Source organism: Streptomyces sp. ADI95-17, assembly GCF_003846175.1.
GTDB lineage: Bacteria > Actinomycetota > Actinomycetes > Streptomycetales > Streptomycetaceae > Streptomyces > Streptomyces sanglieri.
On record NZ_ML123044.1, the window covers coordinates 500,403 to 516,105 of the forward strand.

The following is a 15,703-nucleotide window of genomic DNA, read 5'->3' on the forward strand; positions in this document are numbered from 1 at the left end:
CGTGTCGCACGCCTCCTATGCGCTCTCCGCCCCGAAAAGGGGCGGTTGAGCTGGGTTCCTGCCCGGTCCGCCGGGATCGGCCGACGGACCGGGGCACGCCCCGGGCAGGCCCTAGACCAGGCCCAGCTTCTCGGCGGCGGTGGCCGCGTCGACCGGGACCGTGACCGGCTGCGGTGCGCCCGCGACGGCCCAGTCGGGGTCCTTGAGGCCGTTGCCGGTGACCGTGCAGACGATCTTCTGGCCGGGGTCGACCTTGCCCTCCTCGGCGGCCTTCAGCAGGCCGGCGACGGAGGCGGCCGAGGCGGGCTCGACGAAGACGCCCTCCTGGGAGGCCAACAGCCGGTAGGCGGACAGAATCTGTCGGTCCGTCACCTCATCGATGAAACCGCCCGATTCGTCCCGGGCGTCCAGCGCGTACTGCCAGGAGGCCGGGTTGCCGATCCGGATCGCGGTGGCGACGGTCGACGGGTCCTTGACGATCTCGCCGCGGACGATGGGCGCGGATCCGGAGGCCTGGAAGCCCCACATGCGCGGGGTGTGCGTGGACATGCTGTCGCCCGCGTACTCCTTGTACCCCTTCCAGTACGCGGTGATGTTGCCCGCGTTGCCGACCGGGAGGACATGGATGTCCGGGGCGTCGCCGAGCGCGTCGACGATCTCGAACGCGGCGGTCTTCTGGCCCTCGATGCGGACCGGGTTGACCGAATTGACCAGCGCCACCGGGTAGTTGTCCGAGAGCGAGCGGGCCAGCGTCAGACAGTCGTCGAAGTTGCCGTCGACCTGGAGGATCTTGGCGCCGTGCACCAGCGCCTGGCCCATCTTGCCGAGCGCGATCTTGCCCTGCGGCACGAGGACGGCGCAGACCATGCCGGCCCGCACCGCGTACGCGGCCGCGGAGGCGGAGGTGTTGCCGGTGGAGGCGCAGATGACGGCCTTCGCGCCCTCCTCCTTGGCCCGGGTGATGGCCATCGTCATGCCGCGGTCCTTGAAGGACCCGGTGGGGTTGGCGCCCTCGACCTTGAGGTGCACCTCGCAGCCCGTGCGCTCGGAGAGGACCTGAGCGGGGACGAGCGGCGTACCGCCCTCACGGAGCGTGACGACCGGCGTCGTGCTCGTGACCGGAAGGCGGTCCCGGTACTCCTCGATGATGCCGCGCCACTGGTGGGTGCCCTTGCTGGTCATGGGTCCTTACTCCCCTTCAACACGCATGATGCTGGCGACACCGCGCACGGTGTCGAGCTTGCGCAGCGCCTCGACGGTCGCCGAGAGGGCGGCGTCGGACGCGCGGTGGGTGACGACGACGAGCGATGCCTCGCCGTCCTTGCCCTGCTGGCGGACGGTATCGATCGATACGCCCTTCTCGGCGAAGACCGTCGCGACCTGGGCGAGCACGCCAGGCTTGTCGGCCACGTCGAGACTGATGTGGTACCGCGTGACCACGTCGCCCATGGGGCTGACCGGCAGACGCGTGTACGCGGACTCACCGGGGCCGGTGGCCTCGTTGAGCTTGTTGCGGCAGACCGCGACCAGGTCGCCGAGGACCGCGGAGGCGGTCGGCGAGCCACCGGCGCCGGGGCCGTAGAACATGAGCTGCCCGGCCGCCTCGGCCTCGACGAACACCGCGTTGTACGCCTCGCGGACGGAGGCCAGCGGGTGGCTCAGCGGGATCATCGCGGGGTGGACCCGGGCGGTGACCGACTGCCCGTCGGCGGCGCGCTCGCAGATGGCGAGGAGCTTGACGGTGCAGCCCATGCGGCGGGCGGACGCGATGTCGGCGGCGGTGACCTCGGTGATGCCCTCGCGGTGCACATCGCCGATCCTCACCCGGGTGTGGAAGGCGATCCCGGCCAGGATGGCGGCCTTGGCGGCGGCGTCGAAGCCCTCCACGTCGGCGGTCGGGTCGGCCTCGGCGTATCCGAGGGCGGTGGCCTCGTCGAGCGCCTCGGAGTACCCGGCGCCGCTGGTGTCCATCTTGTCGAGGATGAAGTTGGTGGTGCCGTTCACGATGCCGAGGACCCGGTTGACCTTGTCACCGGCGAGGGATTCGCGCAGCGGCCGTACGAGCGGGATGGCACCGGCCACGGCGGCCTCGTAGTAGAGGTCCCGGCCGTGCTGCTCGGCGGCGGCGTGCAGTGCGGCGCCGTCCTCGGCCAGCAGCGCCTTGTTCGCGGAGACGACGCTCGCGCCGTGCTCGAAGGCGGTGGTGATGAGCGTGCGGGCGGGCTCGATGCCCCCGATGACCTCGATGACGACGTCGATGTCGCCCCGTTTGACCAGGGCCGTCGCATCGGTGGTGATCAGTGCGGGGTCGATGCCCTCGCGCACCTTGGAGGGCCGGCGCACGGCGACACCGGCGAGCTCCACCGGCGCGCCGATGCGCGCGGCGAGGTCGTCGGCGTGCGTCGTCATGATGCGCGCCACCTCTGAGCCGACCACTCCACAGCCCAGCAGCGCCACCTTCAGCGGACGCATACGCATCATCCGACCTCGTTTCCTTTACATCTGATGTGTGGACCAGTCTCACTCACCGGACGGGGGATTCTGCCACTCGTCCGGATCCTGAGATATGTATTTCATCAGCCGACATCGAGACGCAGGAGATCTTCCTCCGTCTCGCGCCTGACGATGACACGCGCCCGACCGTCGCGCACGGCGACGACCGGCGGACGCAGGGCGTGGTTGTAGTTGCTCGCCATGGAACGGCAGTACGCGCCGGTGGCGGGCACGGCGATCAGGTCGCCGGGGGCGAGGTCGGACGGCAGGAACGCGTCCTTGACCACGATGTCGCCGCTCTCGCAGTGCTTGCCGACGACCCGGACGAGCATCGGCTCGGCGTCGGAGGTGCGCGAGACGAGCGCGACGGTGTACTCGGCGTCGTACAGCGCGGTGCGGATGTTGTCCGACATGCCGCCGTCGACGCTGACGTACGTACGCAGCCCCTCCAGGGGCTTGATGGTGCCGACCTCGTACAGCGTGAAGGCGGTCGGTCCGACGATGGCGCGCCCCGGCTCGACGGAGATCCGCGGGGTGGCGAGCCCGGCCGACTCGCACTCGCGGGTCACGATGTCGCCGAGCGCCTTGGCGATCTCGTGCGGCTCGCGCGGGTCGTCCTCGGAGGTGTACGCGATGCCGAGCCCGCCACCGAGGTCGATCTCGGGCAGCTCCACCCCGTGCTCGTCGCGCACCTCGGCGAGCAGCTGGACCACGCGGCGGGCGGAGACCTCGAAGCCGGCCATGTCGAAGATCTGCGAGCCGATGTGCGAGTGGATGCCGATGAGCTCCAGGCCGTCGAGGGTGAGCGCCCGGCGCACCGCCTCGGCCGCCTGTCCCCCGGCCAGCGCGATCCCGAACTTCTGATCCTCGTGCGCGGTGGCGATGAACTCGTGGGTGTGCGCCTCGACGCCGACGGTCACCCGGATCTGCACCCGCTGGCGCTTGCCGAGCCGCTGCGCGATGTGCGCGACGCGGGCGATCTCCTGGAAGGAGTCGAGCACGATCCGGCCCACGCCGGCCTCGACGGCCCGCTCGATCTCAGCGACGGTCTTGTTGTTGCCGTGGAAGGCGATGCGCTCGGCCGGCATCCCGGCGTCCAGCGCGGTGGTCAGCTCACCGCCGGAGCAGACGTCGAGGTTGAGTCCCTCCTCCTGGAGCCAGCGCACGACGGCGCGCGACAGGAAGGCCTTTCCGGCGTAGAACACGTCGGCGCCCGGCCCGAAGGCGTCGGCCCAGGCGCGGCAGCGGGCCCGGAAGTCGCTCTCGTCCAGGAAGTAGGCGGGGGTGCCGAACTCCTCGGCCAGCCGTGTCACTTCGATCCCGCCGACGGTGACCGCGCCGTCCTCGGTGCGGGTGACGGTTCGGGCCCAGACCTTCGCGTCCAGGGCGTTGAGGTCGGCGGGCGGGGCGGTGTAGTGGCCCTCCGTCATGACGTCGGCGTGACGGGGTCCGGCGGGGTGTGCGGATCGGCTCATCGTGTTGCTCTGCTCTCTCGGGTCTCTCAGAGGACTTCGGGTGCGCTGATGCCGAGCAGGGACAGGCCGCCCGCCAGCACCGTCCCGGCGGCTTCGGCAAGAGCCAGCCGGGAACGGTGGGCGGCCGAGGGTTTCTCGTCACCGACGGGCAGCGGCGAAGCGCTGTCGTGGAAGTCGAAGAAGGCCTGCGCGAGGGCTTCCAGCTGCCGGGCGACCCGGTCGGGCTCCCGGTGCCGGGCGGCGGCGGCGAGCACCCCGGGGTGGTCGGCGAGCAGCGCACCGAGCACGGGCGCCGCCACGCTCTCCTCGTACGCCGCGCCGAACCCGAGCTGCCGGGCGTTCCGTCCCAGCGCACGGATCCGGGCGTGCGCGTACCGCACCCGGAACAGCGGATTGCTCTCCCGCTGTACGAGCAGCTCGTCGCTCCCGGTGCCCCGGGGCCGGTCGTGCGGGGCGGCCCGCAGCAGCGCCCAGCGCGCGGCGTCGTTCCCGAGCCGCTCGAAGAGATCACGGTCGGCGGCCGGCACCGGCAGCACGTGCAGCGCCTCCCCGCCCGCCGTCCGCTCCCCGACCTCGGCCCCCTGGGCCCGGAGCAGCCGCTCGACGGCCTCGGTGACGACCCGGGCGCGAAGCTCCTCGACGGGTACGAACGAGACCGCCGCACCGGCGAGGGCGTCCCCGTGCCCGTACGCCGTGCCGTGCTCGGCGACGTCACGCACCAGGGTGTCGAGGCCGCGCGCCCCGGCCCGCAGCGTGAAGTTCAGGAATCCCGGCCCGGTGACCTCGACGTCCCTGATTCCCGGCGTCCCCAGCACTCGTTCCCGGAGGATCTCGGCCACGTCCCTGGCCGGCAGCTCGGCGGGCCCGGCCAGCTGGAGGGCGACGGCACAGGCGTACTCCCCGCGCCCGCCGGGCCTGGTCCGCTCCACCCGCACGCGCGCGGGCACGGGGGCGCGCAGGGCGTTCTCGTCGACCGCGCGGCGCACGGCGTGCAGCACGGTCCTGGAGAGATCGGCGGGGGTCACAGGACAAGCGTATGGGAGGAAGGGGGGCACCCCGCGACCCCGTTTCGCCATGCGGTCACCCCGCGGCGCGCTCCGCGGTCCCGGCGCTCCGCCTGCCGTCGAGCGACGGCCGGTCCTTCCGCCCCATCAACTCCCGCACCAGCCGCACCAGCTCGGTCGGCTCGAAGGGCTTCGCGAGAAACGCGTCGACCCCCGCGGCGACCCCGCTGTCCACCTCGTACGGTGTGCAGGCGCTGATGATCGCCACGGGCAGATGTCTGGTCCGGGGATCGGAGCGCAGTCTGGTGGCGGTCTGCAGACCGTCCAGCCTGGGCATGACGACATCGAGCGTGATCACATCGGGGCGGACCCGATGCACCAGATCAAGACACTCGACACCATCGGCCGCGGTCACGACCTCGAAGCCCTCAAGCTCAAGGTTGACCCTGATCAACTGCCGGATGACCTTGTTGTCGTCGACAACAAGCACGCGGCCACACGCCCCTGACACCCTTCGAGAGTAGGGCTGACTCCGTGGCTGCGTCCGGGTTTTACCCACTTCCGCCCCCGGACGGGTGGCGCGAGGTATGGCCGGATGCATCCGGAGCACACCGCATGCCCCCTCCGTCCGGCCCCCCGCCGCCGCGTCGGCGAGCCGGGAAATACCTGTTCACGGACACCCCGCGGAAGCTGGTAGTGTTTCACCCGTCGCCGAGCAACACAGCGATACGCCCTCGTAGCTCAGGGGATAGAGCATCGGCCTCCGGAGCCGTGTGCGCAGGTTCGAATCCTGCCGAGGGCACTTCGGAAGAAGTGCCAAAAAAGACCTTCTGGCCAGCGGAAACGCTGAGCGGGGGGTCTTTTTCATGTCTCGCGGAGCCGGGGCGCTCCGTCGAGGAAGCCGCCGGTGAGCTGTGCGAACCGCTCACGCACGGGAGACGGGGGGCGTGGGAGCACCGTGGCCGCGAACACGTTCCGGCTCGGTTCACGCCAGCCCGGTCCTTGGGCGGCGGCGGTCAGTTCCCCGCTCCGGGTGCGGACTTCGCGCGGCAGACAGTAGCTGTCGGCCAGTGTCTCCGGCCCGCCTCAACACCACGGGCATCGCCCAGGGATTCGCCATGGCGGGCAGAAGTTCCTTCGAGCACTACGATCTGGGCGCATCCGCCCCGAACCGCGATCCTCTGCCGCAGCCGGACGAGTCCGGGCGTGAGGGCGACCGCACGGATCCGAGCCGCGAGCAGCAAGAAGGGCGATAGAGGTTCACCGATGGAAAGCTCCAGCAAGACCACTGTCGGCGGGCAGCCCGTGCGCCGCCGCCGTGTGCCGGCCGCGGTCGTCGTCGTTCTGGTGCTCCTCGCCTGCGTCGACACCACGATCGGTGTGGTCTCCTGCGTCGCCGACGACGTGTCGTCGGACCTGTCGGACCAGGAGATGGCCTGCTGCTGGGAGGACGGAGCCACGCCTGCCTGGATGAGCGGCCAGATGGGCATCCGCATTCCGGAGGCGGCATCGGACCGTCGCGCGGGTCACAAAGGCGGGCAGCGCTACGACACCGGCCTGCTGTCCTTCGTCCTGCCCGCCGACGAAGCGGAGACGTACACCGGCCGGCTCATCCGGAACGGCACCAAGATGATCGGGAACTTCCATCCCGAGAAGAAGGACTACCGGCCTGCGGCCGCCTTCGGTCACCTCGGCCTGCCCGAGCCTGAGACGCTCGTCGAAGGGCTGCGGAAGATCAGCCTGTGTCCCGATGAACTCACGACCCCGGAAGGCAAGTATCTCCAGCGCTGCGTCGACCTCTTCACCCACGGGTTCGAGCCCGGCACCACGCGGATCTACGTCCGGTCGACCATCGAACCGTCCATGACACCCCCTCCCGCGAGCAAGGCTCCATAGTCTGCGGGGGCAGGTGGAACGCGACTCCGGGCCCCGTGGGCTGCGGTCCGCAGGTCACGCCGGCGGCCCGGATGGCGGATCCGGAAAGAGCCGTCGCATCGCTGGGTGAGCATGTGCCAAGGCGTCCGCGAGATCCGGTACTCGGAAGGCAGGTCGATCCGGCCGCCATCGACGCAGTCGATGACGTACCCACTTGCCGGAAACCGGAGCGCGAGCATCGCCCCCCTCCGTCGCGGGCGGCTTCGTCCGGCTCGCTCCGGACCTCAGCCCCAGCCCCGACAAGAGAACTTAGGTTAGCCTTAGTGGGGCTGAGGGTGTCGATGCCCACTTCTCTGGAGGCGGTGTGACCAGGCGCTTCTCTCTCACGTCCGCGCGTGGGTACGCGGATCTCGGGCGGCAGTACCGGGACTTCTACGCGGCGATCGGGACCTGCCGCGGCGGTGGTGTGGAGGGGGTCCGGGTGTACGACCTGCGGCCGGGGACCGGGGTCGGGAGTGTCACCGTCCATGAGCTGCTTCACGGGGTCACGCTCACCTTGTACGACCTGACGTTCCACGACGAGTTGATCCTCGACTTCGATCTCGCGGGCGACTACTTCGAGCTGGAGTACTGCGTCGACGGGCTGATGCACCTGGAGGAGCGGGCGACCGGGGCGACGGTCTTCGGGGCGAACGAGCTGTCGATATCGCATTCGCGGGCCTCGGCGGGGCGTCTCGTCCGTCCTGCCGGGCAGCGTTATCGGGGTGTGTCGATCGCGGCCCGCCGGGAGGCGGTCACCGTCTTCTTCGGAAGTCTGGGAGCGGCGGCCTGGGAGGAGAGCGTCGAGGGAATGCCGGCCGAGCTGCGCGACGCGCACTATCTCGGCCGGCAGGCTCCGCCCGAACTCGCGGCCGCGTTCGCCGACTTGTTCACGTGTGCGCTGCCGGCCCGGTTCCGGGCGCTGTATCTGGAATCCAAGGTCATGGAGATCCTCGCCCGGATCGTCGCGGGCACCGAGCCTCCGCGCGGCCCGGTCCGGCCGCCCATGGCGGAGTACGAGATCGAGCGGATCCGGCGGGTTCCGGAGCTGCTGATGGAGAACCTGCACGAGCAGCACACCGGGGAGTCGCTGGCGCGGGCCCTGGGGATGACTCCCAAGCGGCTGAACGAGGGGTTCAAGCAGCTCTACGGCGACACTGTCTTCAACCACCATCGCAACGCCTGCCTGCGCCGGGCCTCGATGCTGCTCGTGGAGACCGATCTCAGCGTCGCCGCCGTCGCGCTCAGGTGCGGCTACTCCAGTCCCAGCAACTTCTGCCACGCGTTCAAGAAGCACTACGGGCGGACACCCCGGCAGTACCGGGCGGGGCGGGCAGTGGCCGGTGTCCGGGAGGCCGTTTCCTGATCCCGCGGGGTCGCGGAGTGTGGAGCGGGCGTCCTTTTCGGGGGCGCCCGCTCCACATTTTCCGGTCCCGCTCTCCGTACATGTCCCGCCGTGTTCCTTCCGAGGATGGCCGGGTGGCCGACGCCACGCCTTCCCCGAAAGGACATCGTGAACGCCTCCCCGCTCCGGATCCCGATACGCGTCCGCGCGGCTCTCGCCGCCGGTTCGGCCCTCCTGCTCGCCGGCTGTGCGAACACCGCGCAACCCGTCGCCGTGCGCGGTGGCGACGAGGCGTCCGGGCGGGGCCGCTACCCGGTCACCGTGGACGTCATGGACGACGCCGGCAAGAAGCTGAGGCAGACCGTCGGGGCAGAGCCGAAGCGCGTCGTCGTGATCGGGCAGGCCCTGGCCGAGCTGATGGTCGAGTTCGGGCTCGACGACCGGATCGTGGGGGTCGCCCAGTTCAACGACCTGAGCTTCGACTTCACGGTGGCGGAGATGGTCGCGATGGGGCGCACCCCGCACAAGCGGCTGCTGGAGACGACCGGCGAACGGGACCGGGAGATCGCCCGGCGGGCGCTGCGCCGGGTGCACATGGACGAGTACGCGCAACGGAGCTTCCGGACCCTGTCCGGCGGCGAGCGCCAGCGCGTGGTGCTCGCGCGTGCGCTCGCCCAGGAGCCGGCCTTCCTCATCCTCGACGAACCCACCAACCACCTGGACATCAAGCACCAGTTGGAGATCTTCTCGATCGTCAGGGAGCTCGGCATCGGAGTGCTCGCCGCGCTGCACGATCTGCCGATGGCGGCGAGCCACTGCGACGAGTTGTACGTCCTCAAGGAAGGTGCCGTGGTGACCCACGGGCCGCCGGACGAGGTGCTCACGCGAGAGCTCATCCACGAGGTGTACGAGGTCGAGTGCGAGACCTACCGGAACCCGGTGACGGGCCGCCTCGCCATCGCCTACCTCGATGAACACAACCGCTGCCTGGACACGTACGACCGACCGGCCCGGAGGAACTGAACCGTGAAGCTGCGCCACTTCGCTCCCCTGATCGTCGCCTGCACGGCCACGTTTCTGCTGCTCGCCTACGCCACGGTCGTGACCGTGGCCATTCCGGCGATCGCCGCCGATCTGCACACCGATTTCGCGGCGTTGCAGTGGGTCGTGGACCTCTACACGCTCGCGCTCGCGGCGCTCCTGATCGTCTGCGGGGCGGTGGGCGACGCAATCGGCCGGCGCAGGGTCTTCCTGGCCGGGTTCGCGCTCTTCACGCTGGCCTCCCTGGCCTGCGGGCTGGCACCCGGGGTGCGGGAACTCATCGCGTTCCGGGGTGCGCAGGGGGTCGGCGGGGCGGCCATGTTCGCGACCACGCTGCCGCTGATCAGGTCGTCGTACCAGGGGCGGGAACAGCACCGGGCCTTCGCCGTCTGGGGTGCCGTGGCCGGGCTGGCCGCGGCGGTCGGCAATGTCTGCGGCGGGCTGCTCGCCGAGGCCCTGGGCTGGCGGTGGATCTTTCTGCTCGCGGTGCCGGTGGGGGCGGCCGGGCTGGTGCTCGCCGTCGTGTTCCTGCCCCGTGACCCGGAGCGCGGGGCCGGGCGGATGGACATGACGGGGTCGGTCCTGCTGAGTGCGGGCATCGCCGCCCTGGTCGTCGGGGCGCTCCTGTCCGGCGAGCACGGTGCGGGGGCGGGTCCGGGGCTCGCCGCCGTCGTGGCGGCCGTGACCATGCTCGCCTTCGTCGTGCACGAGCGCCGTACGCCGGATCCCGTGATCGATCCGGCGCTGTTCCGCCACCCCAGGTTCCTGGCCGTGGTCTCGGTGGCGTTCGGCTACTACTTCGCCGCGTTCGGACCGCTGACGGTGATGTCGTCGTGGTTCCAGGACGGTGCGGGCCTGGACGCGGTCGACACCTCGCTGCTGCTGGCCCTCCAGCCCGCGGTCTTCTTCGCCGTCTCCGCCACGTGCGGGGCCGCGCTCCAGCGCGTACCGCTGTGGATCCCACTGGGCGTCGGCACCGCGCTCTGCGCCGCGGGGTGTGCGGGTTTCGCGCTGCTGGGCGTCTCGTACGGGCCTGCGGCGCTCGTGCCGTCGCTGCTGCTGACCGGGGTCGGTGCGGGCATGGTGTCGCCGGTGCTTCCGTCCGCGGCCATGCGGGACGCCGACCCGTCCCGCGCGGGCACGGCCGCCGCCGTGGCCAACACCGCCCGCCAGGTGGGTCTCGCGCTGGGCACCGCGGTGTGCGGCGGGCTGTTCATCGGCCTCGCCGCTCCGGGGCGGCGGGAGTACACGACAGCGGTCGGCGAGGTCGGTGCCGTCGCGGCACTGGTCGCGCTCGGCGCGGCGGTGTCGGCGGTGGTACTGCTGAGGCGTGCGGACACGGGCGTGCGCGGGGCTCGTTCCCGGGTGGGTGCCAGTGAGTCGTAGACGGGTGAGTCGTAGACGGGTGAGTCGTAGACGGTGTCCCTAGGACCGGCGCCCCGAGGGCCGGTGTCCCGAGGGCCGGTGTCCCGAGGGCCGGTGCCGCCGGGCGGTCGCCGCGGCCCTACGCGCCCGCTTCCTCCGGTCCCGTGTCGTCCGGGCCGGAGGAGCCGATCTGTTCGGCCCGGAGCGCCAGGTCCTGGAGCACATCGGCGGAGGTCACGTCCGTCTGCCCGGAGTCGTGCACCTGGGCCAGCATCGCGAAGGCCAGGGTGAACGCGCCGACCAGCTGCTCCACCGCACCGCCGACCTCCCGGCCGACGAGCGTCGCGACCTCCTCGATCGAGGCGTCCTCGGGGACGGAGATCCGGGGCATCGTCTCGTTGAGGAGCACGGTCACCACGCTGGGATCGGTCTCCAGGTCGTCGCGGTCGACGTTCTCTTCGAGCAGCCGACGGATCTCGCCCGCCTCCGTGAGGATGCCCACCACCCGCTTCACCACTTCGCTCTGCTCCATCCGGCGAGCATAGGCGCGCAGCGGTGCGGGCGGTGATCAATCGGCGCTTCCCGTCGGCGGTCCGGGCCGGACGGGGCGGTTCGCCGCGAGTCCGGGGGCGTCGCGCAATGTCCGGAATATGCCTCTGGCACATCGGTGAAGCGGCACCCTGGGCAATATCAGGACATGCGGGAGGGTCCGACCCCCGGCGAGCCGGATTTTTCGCTCACCTGTGCGGAAAGGATGTTCTCCAGGAGATTGCCGGGTGACCGTCCGGAGGGGGACCGGTGCTGGGGCACGAGCGCAGTGACAACGACTTGAGCGGTACGGTGCACGGCCCCGCGATCCAGTCGGGGAAGGTGTACGGCGGTATTCACTTCCATACGGAGGCCGCCCCGGAGGCCCGCGGGCCGAAGCCGCCCTGGCAGCTCCCGCCCTCGATCCGGATCACCGGCCGTTCGGCTGAGGTGAAGACGCTGGAGGGGCACCGCGCCCGGGCCACCCGGGAGGGGCATCCGACGCTCGCCGCGGTCAGCGGGCTGGGGGGGTGTCGGCAAGACGGCGGTCGCGCTGGCCTGGCTGCACACCATCCGCCCGCACTTTCCCGGTGGCCAGTTGTACGCGGATCTGGGGGCCCAGGCGCCCGGCGGCCCGGTCGACCCGGGTGAGGTGGTCGGGCGGTTCCTGCGGGCCCTGGGTGTGCCGACCCCTCAGGTGCCCCCGGTCCTGGCCGAACGGGTCGCGCTGTACCGGTCGTTGACCGCGGACCGGCGGCTCGTGGTCATGCTGGACGACGCGGCGACCGCGGCGCAGGTCCGGCCGCTGTTACCGGCGGGGCAGTGCGTGACCGCGGTGACCAGCCGGCGGCGGCTGCCGGGGCTGAGCGTCGACGGGGGCCATGTCATCCATCTGGAGCCGCTCGGCCGGGAAGCGGCGGTGGAGCTGCTGGATTCGACCCTGGCGGACGGCCGGGTGGCCGCGCAGCCCGAGGAGGCGCGGGCGCTGGTCGATCTGTGTGCGGGGCTGCCGCTCGCGGTGCGAATCGCCGGGGCCCGGCTGGCGGCGCGCCCCCGGCACGGCATCACCACGATGGTCCGGGCACTGACCGAGGAACACGACCGGCTGGAGGCGTTGGCGATCGACGGCGACCACGATGTGCGGGCGGCGCTGGACCTCTCCTACCAGGGGCTGCCGGCCGGGGCCGCCCATCTCTACCGGCTGCTGGGGCTGCATCCCGGGCGGGAGTTCGGTGGGCCGGTGGCCGATGCGGTGCTGGGCTCGGACGCCGCCGACGCGCTCGATGTGCTGTACGACGCGAGCCTGCTCATCGACGCCGGTCAGGCGGCGGGGGCCGAGCGCTACCGCTTCCACGACCTGGTACGGCTGCACGCGCTGGCACAGGCGGACCGGGACGAGTCCCCCGAGGAGCGGGCCGCGGCGCTGCGCCGTATCGGCTACCACTACCTGGCCAACGCCACCCGTGCGGAGGAGCTCATCGACCCGCAGCACCGCACCATGGCCCGGGACTTCGGCCCCGGCCCGGTCGTGGTGGTGGAGTTCGGTGACGGCGGCGCGGGTGACGGCGCGGGTGCGGCGGACGCCGCGCTGGACTGGCTCGAACACGAACTGCCCAACCTCATGGCGGTGCTCCGGATCGCCCGTGCGGCCGGAATCCCGGCGCTGGGCTGGCAGTTGGCCGACGCCATGTGGCCGCTGTTCCTGCGGCGCAAGTTCTACGAGGAGTGGCGCGAGGCGCACCGGGAAGGGCTGCTCGCGGCCGAGGAGTGCGGCGACGAGGCGGCGGTGTGCCGGATGCTCACCTCGGGCGGCCTGGGCGAACTCGACATGGACTGCCCGGAACAGGCGCTGGGCATGTTCGAGCGGGCCGCCGCTTCCTTCCTGCGCACCGGGGACGCGCTCGGGCACGCCCGGACGCTCAACTACCGCGGTCTGGCCCATCAGCGGCTCGGCGAGCCGGACCGGGCCGCCGGGTTCTTCGGCCGGGCGGCCGCCGAACTGCCGGACTGCGGCGACCGACGGGCCGGTGCGCTGGCGCGGTTCAACCTCGCGGATGTCGCGCTGTCGCGCGGGCTGTACGAGGAGGCCGCCCGTGAAGCCGAGGCCGCCCGCGACGTGCTGCGGGAGGCCGGTGACACGTACAACACCGCCCGCGCCGACGCGCTGGCCGGCCGGGCGTACCTCGGCCTGGGACGGCTCGACCGGGCCGAGGCCGGTCTGCGGGCGGCGCTGGACACGCTCCGGCCCATGTCCGCCGGCTACGAGACGGCCCGCGCGCTGGGAGGCCTGGCGCTGGTCTCCGAAGGGCGCGGGCAGCCCGGACTCGCGCGGCGGTGCTACCGGGAGGCGCTGGTCCTGTACTCCGCCGTCGGCGGGCCCGACTCGGCCGACGCGCAGGAGGTACGGGACAGGCTGGGGGCACTGGGACCGGAGGCCGGGGAGAACGGCACCGCGGACAACGGCGACGCCGCCGGCTGAGTGCGCGTGTTCCCGATGACCCGTACCGCCGTCGCGCCGAACTCCGCGACGGGCAGCCCGGCCACCAGCCAGGCATGGGCGACCGAGGCCCAGACCGCCCACCGCGTACCCCGCCGGCGCCCGTCCAGTACCACCGGGCGGCCCGCTCCGCCGAGGAGCAGCCAGCACCGGGGGCCGCGGTGTACGGCCACCACCAGGGCCCCGGGGTGACGGGCGGCCAGCGCCGTCGCGGACCGGGGCCCGTCTCCCCGGGCCACCAGCACATCGGCGAGCAGCGGCAGCGGGGACGGGGCGGGCAGCCGGACGCGTACGTGTTCGTCCACGACCGGGGCGCCGGTGTCCGGGTGCAGCAGGGTGACCTCGGTGCGGCGGACCGGTCCCCGGGCCCGGGGGTCCTCGTACAGCACCACGGTGAGCGCGGTCATCGCGCTGCCCCGCCCCGCTCGTCGTACCGCACGCCGAACGGCAGCGGTGCGTGCTCTGCGGCGGGTCGCACCGCGGGGGCGCGCAGTCGCAGCTTGCGGTAGATCAGCGCGCGCATCCTGGTGGCGAACCGGCCGGGTTCGGAGGTGATCCGGTCCGCGATCCGCTCGTACCGCTGCCGCCGGTAGAGCGCGGAGGAGCGGGCGAGCTGGCGGCCGAGCGGGCGGTCGCCGTGCAGCCTGGGGACGAGAGAGGCCAGTTCGGCCACCGGTGACCCGGGGTCCACGTCCGCCTCCGGTGCGCCCGCCATCAGGACGGGGACGCCGGTCATCGATCCGTAGAGCGAGACGGATCCGTGGTCACCGACGACGTAGTCGGCGGCGACGAGGGCGCCGACCCAGTCCGCGTGCTGGCTGATCACGGTGAGACCCATCCTGCCCAGGGGCGCCAGCCAGCTGCGGATCTGCCATTCCCCGTGGGCGTTCCAGATGTTGGGGTGGAGCAGGAGCGCGATCCGGTGGTCGTCCCTGGGCAGTTCGGTGACCAGCCGTTCCAGAACTTCCGGGCTCTGCCCGAACAGGGAGCGCGGCCCCCAGGTGGAGCAGGCGAGCACCAGCCGCTGCCGGGCCCTGGTGTGCAGTGCCTCGCGGTAGAGCGCCCGCAGCGGCAGGCTCGCGGCGATGCGGTCGAAGCAGGGGTCGCCCACCACCTCCGCCGCGGGCAGCGCCTCGGGGCACTCGCGGCCGAGCCGGGTCAGCTCCTCGTGGTGTGCCAGCACGATCGACTCGGGCACCAGCCTGCCGTCCTGGACGAGCCACTGCCGGTTCAGCCCGTACACCCCGCGCTCCGCGACCGGGCGTCCGCGCTGCCCTGCCGGGACCAGCTTGTTGTGCCCGGCGCCGTGCGGCAGCACGATCACCGGGGCGTGCAGGTCGTTCAGCCCGCCGTGGGCCGCGGACAGCGCCAGGTCGAAGGGCAGCTGGACCGCCTGGTGCCACGGCAGGACCAGCCCGCCCAGCTCCTCCAGGAAGGAGTCCACCCCGTGGCTGAACACGTCGGGCGCCGGTGTGAAGAAGACCTGCACCCGGGCGTCGCCCTCCAGCAGCCGTACCGCGTCCAGCAGCCGCTGTCCGGCGGTCACCGTATGCACGACGGCCAGCACCCTCCGGCGGATCTGCCGGGTGGCCCAGCGGTCCACGTCCAGACGCATCGGCACATGCGGCCGATGCGTTTCGGCCATTGTGAGACTCATAGAATCGTTCCCCCGATTCCTCGCCCTCGGACCGGTGGCCCCGTCCGAGACGGCCGCGTCGTTTCGCGGCGCACGCCGAACTCATGCCCGACGCGCTTGACGGGCCGCTTGCAGGAATCCTGCACTCCGGGTGCGGGCGGTTCGGGGCCGCTTCCGGGCGGTTCCGGGGGATCTCTCCCGGGCGGCCGGAACGGCGGGTGGAGGGTGCGCCCAGTACGCGCCCGTGCGCCCCTGCCTGCTCCCCGCGCCCGGGGTGACAGTGGAAGGTCCAGCACACTCGTGCGGGCGCTGCCGTCGGCGGCAGGAAGCAGCGCACCCAGCGGGGGCGATGTGGAACTTCTTGCTCTGGGACCTCTTGAACTATGGCATCAAGAACAGCAGTGC

12 protein-coding genes, 1 tRNA gene and 1 pseudogene are annotated in these 15,703 nt (G+C 71.9%); 6 read left to right on the forward strand and 8 right to left on the reverse strand.

Translation table 11 applies throughout. The features are described 5' to 3' along the window. Nucleotides 1-111: 111 nt before the first annotated feature. From thrC to EES42_RS02135, 5 genes are all read right to left on the reverse strand, one after another. On the reverse strand, nucleotides 112-1,182 hold the full coding sequence (gene thrC, locus EES42_RS02115) for a threonine synthase (RefSeq protein ID WP_124716376.1): 1,071 nt from the start codon (nucleotides 1,180-1,182) through the stop codon (nucleotides 112-114). Nucleotides 1,183-1,188: 6 nt separating this feature from the next. Further along, a complete protein-coding gene (locus tag EES42_RS02120) occupies nucleotides 1,189-2,481 on the reverse strand; it encodes a homoserine dehydrogenase (protein ID WP_164495148.1) in 1,293 nt (430 codons plus the stop codon). 95 nt (nucleotides 2,482-2,576) lie between these two features. Continuing rightward, the gene (lysA, locus tag EES42_RS02125; protein ID WP_124716377.1) at nucleotides 2,577-3,968 is read right to left on the reverse strand and encodes a diaminopimelate decarboxylase; all 1,392 of its coding nucleotides are present in this window, start codon (nucleotides 3,966-3,968) and stop codon (nucleotides 2,577-2,579) included. 26 nt (nucleotides 3,969-3,994) lie between these two features. After that, nucleotides 3,995-4,993 carry an ArgS-related anticodon-binding protein NrtL gene (gene nrtL / locus EES42_RS02130; protein ID WP_124716378.1) on the reverse strand — a complete coding sequence of 333 codons (999 nt, stop codon included), beginning with the start codon at nucleotides 4,991-4,993 and terminating at the stop codon, nucleotides 3,995-3,997. A gap of 55 nt (nucleotides 4,994-5,048) precedes the next feature. Next, nucleotides 5,049-5,462, reverse strand: a complete 414-nt coding sequence (locus EES42_RS02135; RefSeq protein ID WP_241196200.1) for a response regulator — start codon at nucleotides 5,460-5,462, stop codon at nucleotides 5,049-5,051. 240 nt (nucleotides 5,463-5,702) lie between these two features. On the opposite strand from EES42_RS02135, the gene EES42_RS02140 reads away from it, so the two are divergent. The 5 genes from EES42_RS02140 (at nucleotide 5,703) to EES42_RS02165 (ending at nucleotide 10,658) form a co-directional block, all read left to right on the forward strand. Beyond that, nucleotides 5,703-5,774 (forward strand) — tRNA-Arg (locus EES42_RS02140). Nucleotides 5,775-6,238: 464 nt separating this feature from the next. After that, nucleotides 6,239-6,868 (forward strand): hypothetical protein, encoded by a 630-nt coding sequence (locus EES42_RS02150; protein ID WP_241196201.1) that lies wholly within the window; start codon nucleotides 6,239-6,241, stop codon nucleotides 6,866-6,868. Nucleotides 6,869-7,211: 343 nt separating this feature from the next. After that, the gene (locus EES42_RS02155) at nucleotides 7,212-8,252 is read left to right on the forward strand and encodes a helix-turn-helix domain-containing protein (protein ID WP_124716381.1); all 1,041 of its coding nucleotides are present in this window, start codon (nucleotides 7,212-7,214) and stop codon (nucleotides 8,250-8,252) included. A gap of 147 nt (nucleotides 8,253-8,399) precedes the next feature. Next, nucleotides 8,400-9,254, forward strand: a complete 855-nt coding sequence (locus tag EES42_RS02160; RefSeq protein WP_241196202.1) for an ABC transporter ATP-binding protein — start codon at nucleotides 8,400-8,402, stop codon at nucleotides 9,252-9,254. Nucleotides 9,255-9,257: 3 nt separating this feature from the next. Further along, a complete protein-coding gene (locus EES42_RS02165; protein WP_124716382.1) occupies nucleotides 9,258-10,658 on the forward strand; it encodes an MFS transporter in 1,401 nt (466 codons plus the stop codon). A gap of 118 nt (nucleotides 10,659-10,776) precedes the next feature. On the opposite strand, the gene EES42_RS02170 is transcribed toward EES42_RS02165, so the two are convergent. After that, nucleotides 10,777-11,169, reverse strand: a complete 393-nt coding sequence (locus EES42_RS02170) for a hypothetical protein (RefSeq protein WP_206433338.1) — start codon at nucleotides 11,167-11,169, stop codon at nucleotides 10,777-10,779. 266 nt (nucleotides 11,170-11,435) lie between these two features. Here EES42_RS02170 and EES42_RS02175 point away from each other — a divergent pair. Beyond that, nucleotides 11,436-13,590, forward strand: a pseudogene (locus EES42_RS02175) (NB-ARC domain-containing protein); the annotation flags it as partial. On the opposite strand, the gene EES42_RS45960 reads toward EES42_RS02175, so the two are convergent. Then, a complete protein-coding gene (locus tag EES42_RS45960) occupies nucleotides 13,503-14,069 on the reverse strand; it encodes a transcriptional regulator (RefSeq protein ID WP_241196203.1) in 567 nt (188 codons plus the stop codon). The pseudogene EES42_RS02175 and the gene EES42_RS45960 overlap by 88 nt on opposite strands. Beyond that, nucleotides 14,066-15,319 carry a hypothetical protein gene (locus tag EES42_RS02180; RefSeq protein ID WP_124716383.1) on the reverse strand — a complete coding sequence of 418 codons (1,254 nt, stop codon included), beginning with the start codon at nucleotides 15,317-15,319 and terminating at the stop codon, nucleotides 14,066-14,068. The genes EES42_RS45960 and EES42_RS02180 overlap by 4 nt, the downstream gene beginning before the upstream one ends. Between the last annotated feature and the right edge of the window lie 384 nt (nucleotides 15,320-15,703).

Bases quoted from the DNA above. Each gene is read 5' to 3' on its own strand.
- EES42_RS02170 (WP_206433338.1), bottom strand. From the start codon at position 11,169: ATGGAGCAGAGCGAAGTGGTGAAGCGGGTGGTGGGCATCCTCACGGAG.
- EES42_RS02150 (WP_241196201.1), top strand. From the start codon at position 6,239: ATGGAAAGCTCCAGCAAGACCACTGTCGGCGGGCAGCCCGTGCGCCGC.
- EES42_RS02180 (WP_124716383.1), bottom strand. From the start codon at position 15,319: ATGAGTCTCACAATGGCCGAAACGCATCGGCCGCATGTGCCGATGCGT.
- thrC (WP_124716376.1), bottom strand. From the start codon at position 1,182: ATGACCAGCAAGGGCACCCACCAGTGGCGCGGCATCATCGAGGAGTAC.
- EES42_RS02120 (WP_164495148.1), bottom strand. From the start codon at position 2,481: ATGATGCGTATGCGTCCGCTGAAGGTGGCGCTGCTGGGCTGTGGAGTG.
- lysA (WP_124716377.1), bottom strand. From the start codon at position 3,968: ATGAGCCGATCCGCACACCCCGCCGGACCCCGTCACGCCGACGTCATG.
- EES42_RS45960 (WP_241196203.1), bottom strand. From the start codon at position 14,069: ATGACCGCGCTCACCGTGGTGCTGTACGAGGACCCCCGGGCCCGGGGA.